The sequence below is a fragment of the Collimonas antrihumi genome (assembly GCF_018304965.1).
Classification (GTDB): domain Bacteria; phylum Pseudomonadota; class Gammaproteobacteria; order Burkholderiales; family Burkholderiaceae_D; genus Collimonas; species Collimonas antrihumi.
The window spans coordinates 1-4965 of the sequence record NZ_JAGQED010000051.1; the positions used below are offsets into that span (position 1 = coordinate 1).

At 52.0% G+C, this 4965-nt stretch carries 4 protein-coding genes and 1 pseudogene; 1 reads left to right on the forward strand and 4 read right to left on the reverse strand.

Translation table 11 applies throughout. The features are described from left to right. Window positions 1-368 precede the first annotated feature (368 nt). The gene (gene alr / locus KHU29_RS21800) at window positions 369-1676 is read left to right on the forward strand and encodes an alanine racemase (RefSeq protein WP_246542427.1); all 1308 of its coding nucleotides are present in this window, start codon (window positions 369-371) and stop codon (window positions 1674-1676) included. A 285-nt stretch (window positions 1677-1961) separates the two neighbouring features. Here the strand turns inward: alr and KHU29_RS21805 are convergent. The 4 genes and pseudogenes from KHU29_RS21805 to KHU29_RS21820 form a co-directional block, all read right to left on the reverse strand. Next, window positions 1962-2174 (reverse strand): annotated as a pseudogene (locus KHU29_RS21805) (transposase domain-containing protein); the annotation flags it as partial. A gap of 176 nt (window positions 2175-2350) precedes the next feature. Continuing rightward, entirely contained in the window at window positions 2351-3361 is a 1011-nt protein-coding gene (locus tag KHU29_RS21810) for a tyrosine-type recombinase/integrase (RefSeq protein WP_211455431.1), read from the reverse strand. After that, window positions 3361-4305, reverse strand: a complete 945-nt coding sequence (locus KHU29_RS21815) for a tyrosine-type recombinase/integrase (protein WP_211455432.1) — start codon at window positions 4303-4305, stop codon at window positions 3361-3363. Before KHU29_RS21815 ends, KHU29_RS21810 begins: the two co-directional genes overlap by 1 nt. Continuing rightward, a partial coding sequence (locus KHU29_RS21820) for a site-specific integrase (RefSeq protein ID WP_211455433.1) occupies window positions 4302-4965 on the reverse strand: 664 nt, incomplete at its 5' end. The genes KHU29_RS21820 and KHU29_RS21815, both read right to left, overlap by 4 nt.

Consider the following 4965-nt stretch of genomic DNA (forward strand, 5'->3'; position numbering starts at 1 on the left):
CCTCAGGTGGTAACAATCTGGCTACTGCTCTGTTCTTAAATGCTTCACTGTATCTTGCCACTTCATTTCCTTTGCGCCCCCGTTGATTAATTTCCTATCGAGGCGACATCTATTCTGGCACGGGGGGTTTCCTATCGAGGCGACATCTATTCTGGCACGGGGGGAAACTTCGCCTACAGCGCAACGAATTTTATTCGTCAGAAATGCCTGGAAAATTAAAGGGTGAGCAGTTTTCTTGAATCCTTACAATAAATTAATGGCATAACAAAAAATTTATTATTCATTTTCGCTTATATCAACGGCGTGACATAGTTGTGTTTGCACACAGACCTCAACCTGGCAACGCACACGAATTCAAAGGAGAAGCTATGAAAAGCACCACGTCGCTACGAATGAAGATACTTGAGGCTTTGAGAGACCCTACCTCACATACCCAGCTTACACGCAGAACATTTATGTTGGGGATGGGCAGCCTTGCAAGTGCTTCGGTCCTGGCGGCACCTGAACTGCCGACGTTCGGAGTCAAAGAGCAATTTAATATTCAGAATAGCAACGCTTGGATGGAGGTTGACGCGAAAGCGTTTCAGAACAATCTTCAGCTTGTAAAAAAGCTATTGAATGGCAACTCCAAAATATGCGCGATCATGAAAGGCAACGCGTATGGGCATGGAGTTGACCTCCTGATGGCATCAATCATTAAGTCTGGCATCTCCTGCATTGGCATTGCCAGCAATGCAGAGGCCAAAGTGGCGCGCGAGCGTGGTTTTACTGGACAGATCCTACGTGTGCGCGTTGGAACACTCGCCGAGATCGAAAGCGGTGTGCCGTATTCCATCGAAGAACTGGTCGGTGATTTGGAATTTGCGAAACAAGTGTCGCATATCGCCAAGCTTCATAAAAAAGAGCTGTCCATACACTTGTCGACCAATGCCGGACATATGAGCCGGGATGGTTTGGAAATGAGCACGGATCAAGGAAAGAATGATGCCTTGGAATTGATTAAGCTCCCCGGACTGAAGCTCGTTGGGATCATGACGCATTTTGCAAAATATGATCGATCTTGGATTCGTGAAGCGTTGATGGTATTCAACAAGCAAAGTATGTGGCTGATCAACGAAGGGCGGCTGGATCGAGACGCGATAACTTTGCATACTGCCTCCTCGTTTGCGACCTTCAATATACCCGAAGCTCACCTCGACATGGTGCGCCCTGGCTGGCTGATTTATGGCGATATACCAGATCGTTATGTGAAATATTTCCCGGGATATCAGCGGGTTCTTTCGTTCAAGACTCGCGTTGCCAGTATCCAGGCATATCCTGCTGGCGAGACCGTAGGCTACGGGGCGACGTTTACACTTCAGCGCAACTCTATCCTTGCGAATTTGCCATTGGGTTATGCGGATGGATATAGACGATCGTTCAATAACAAGGCGTTTGTCGTGGTCCTTGGCCAACGTGCACCTGTCGTCGGTATGGTCTCGATGAATACCACAATGATTGATGTAACTGACATCCACGGTGTCAAGCCTGGTGACGAAGTTGTATTGTTTGGTAGACAGGGCGCGCAGGAAGTCACCGAAGGTGAGCTTGAGGGGCTTACAGGGGATCTGCTTGCGGATACCTACACCATGTGGGGAAATTCGAATCCACGATTTCTAAAGCCAGTTGCCGAATGAGCCGGCAGCTCCAGCTGAATAAAAAAGAATTTTCTGCTTAATTTCCGTTGTACGGGTTTCAGCCCGTTTAGGGGTAATCGTACTTTTGGTGCAAATTGATACGTAACGTGATCAAAAATCGTTGTGAAACAATGTGTTACCGATCACCGCGATTTGAAATTCCACGCAAACGGCAAGTGTTTGATTTGTTGACTAATTTGCTTACTAACCGCACCAATGCAGCGTATCAATCGTAAGCGCTGAATTAAGCACACGGCTGCTGGCGTGGGCATAGCGCTGGCCGAGTTAGCCAGCGGCTGTAGTATTTTTCGGCTGGAAGTTAAACGGCAGCAGGTCCGTGACGTCGGCATCCGGCCGGCGTTGCGGCAGTTCGGCCAGAACGTGGCACAGGTAACTGTACGGTTCGACATTGCAGGCGCGGCAGGTGAGCATCAGGCTATAGACGATCGCGCTGGCACGCGCACCGGCCACGGTGTCACTGAAGAGCCAGTTTTTCCTATTAGGTCAAATTTGACCTAACAGAAATTATCCTCGGTTCGCATTTATGTATGGTTGTTTCCCTAAACAGAAACGGCCATTGATTTGGTCAGGCTGAAACCCAGGCTGGTGGCGCTCGGGCGTTTCTGTGAAATGGGAAGTCCCCGAGGTATTGGTGTACATCGCTTGACATAATTTCATAGCCCTTCCAGGAATTTCAGTAAGGCATCTGACGGATGATATCTGGCCTTTTTGGTGGCTGGTGAATTGAGCGCCTTCAGCGCACGTTCCTTCATTTGCATGTCAAGTTCGATATAGCCATGCGTGGTGGTGGAACTCTCATGCCCTAACCATAGAGCGATCACGGTAATGTCGACTCCGGATTGTAAAAGATGAAGGGCAACAGAATGACGAAAGGAATGCGGTGTTATATGACGGCCGCACAATTGGGGGCATTGACTTTCCGCCCTGCATACCGCCAACGCAATCCGCTCCGCCACATTGGCACGGGTCATCGGCTTCCCGTGCCGGTTTGGGAGTAATGGCTTATCTGTTTGCATGCATTGATGTTGTAGCCATTTACGAATCTGTATGGCAGTCTCACGCCATAGCGGCACAGTGCGTTGTTTCCGCCCCTTTCCATGCAATCGAACACAGGGGGCGCTGTCGATCGTCACATCCTCGATGCGAATGCCGATCACTTCCGATACCCGCGCGCCAGTGTTATACAGGACTTGAAGCATGAGTCTGTCGCGCTGGCCAAACCAAGTGTCCGAGTCTGGTGCTGCCAGCACGGCGCGGATCTCCTCCCGCGAAAGAAATCCGAGCATCGGTTTCTCGAATCGCTTCGACGGAATGGCGAGAATCCGTTGTGCCAGGTGCAGAGCCGGTGGGCTTTGCAATGCAAGGTAACGGCTGAACGAATGTACAGCGGCAAGTCGCGCATTGCGACTGCGGATGCAATTGTCTCGCACGGATTCCAGGTGGTCGAGAAATCCAAGGATCAATTCCGCATTGAAATCATTGAGTGTGAGTTGCGCAGGTGCCTTGTGCAAACATTGCTCGGCGTAACCGAATAGCAGACGGAACGTATCCCGGTACGCCTCGACAGTTCGCGGACTCACGTTCCGCTGCTGAATGAGTCGTTCGAGGAAGAATCGCTGGATAAGCGCCGCGAATTCAGCGGGATTATTGAGCAAAGTGTTCATTATTGTGTCTCCCACGCATATTGATGGAAACGCTCTGCGGCGATATTCATCAACTCAGGGATGCCGGTGGCGTACCAGTAGGTATCGGCCACATGCGCATGTCCGACATATGTCGAGAGAGCAACAACGGCGCGATCAATCTCAATTCCCTGTTCGTAAAAGCGCAAGATGCTGCGCACGATAAAGGTATGCCTCATGTCCTGCAGCCGGTGATGCTTGTAATCGCTGCGTGGCTGCCAGCCAAGTCGTGCACACAATGTACGCAACGCATAGCGGATATCACTCTGGATAGCTGGTCTGCCAGTGTCGAACAGGAAGAAACGATCGCTTTCGGCGCGGAGAACGATGCGGTCGCGCAACCGTGCATACGAGCGTAGCGCCGCAGTCACGCCTGGATCAAACGGGACCAGTCGGCTTTTATGGAATTTAGCTTCCCGAATGATGAGCACGGCATTGTCGAGATCGACGTCGCTGCGGGTCAATTTGGTTGCTTCGCCTATGCGCAATCCTGTCGAGGCGAGCAATCCGAAGACCGTACGGCAAGTGGCTGGTCGCAAGCCATTAGGCGGTGTAAGCTGGGCGGCAGCCTCCATCAGGACAAGAATTTCCGCTTCGGTATAGATATGCGGTACCAGTCGCCGATGAGGAGGCCCAAACCAGTCTAGCGGCGCAATTTCCGATGTGGGGTCGTAGCGCTGCCAGTATTGGGCAAATCCACGTGCAATTTCGAGACGACGTCCCCAGGTGATCGGCGTGGAACGTTTCGAGGTTCTGGCCCATGCGACGGTGAGCGCCACGGTAAGCGAACCTTGCGTTTCCGTCTGATCCAAGAAGTTGGCAAACTGTTTTAGGGTGCCGGCTTCACTCTTCAGTTCAAAGCCAAGGCTGTGTCGATAGATGAGATAGTCTTCTATCCGTTTGCTCCAGGATACGGGCGCTTTCATGGCCTGCTCCCGGGCCAGGGCAATGAAACTACGCGCAGTTCCTCCAAGTCAACCCGAGCATAGCTCATCGTTGATTCCAAGCTTCTGTGCCCGAGCACATCAGCGATGTCTTTCAATGATGCGCCGGAGCGCTGGAGCCGCACAGCGACGGTATGGCGCAATACATGGGTACTACAGAATTGCTCACCCAGACCGCAGCGTTCAAACGCGTATCGCATGGCGGCACGGATGCCGGCGACATGCAGCGGAGCACCAACGGGCGCTTCGTGATGCACAAACAAGACTCGACTGGTGGTGGCCGGGCGTCCATGGCGCAAGTAGCAGGCGATGGCTTCGCCGGTTTGCGAAGGTAATGGCAACTGCAGAATACGCCGACCTTTGTTGTTGGCAACCGTCAGTATTCCGCTTCGCCAGTCCACCGATTCGATTACAAGATTGGCGACTTCGCAACCCCGCAATCCAAGATCAATCAGACATCTGGCGATGGCGTAATCCCGCTGACCGATTGGCTTTCTCAAGTCGAATGCTTGCACGAAGCACGCAAGTTGGATTTCGTTCAACGCCTTGGGAAGTGTAGCCCGCGACCAGTCCGCGAGGACCGGTAGTGCGGCTATCAAATGCCGTGTTTCATTCCCTTGCAATGCCCGGAATTTGAGGTAA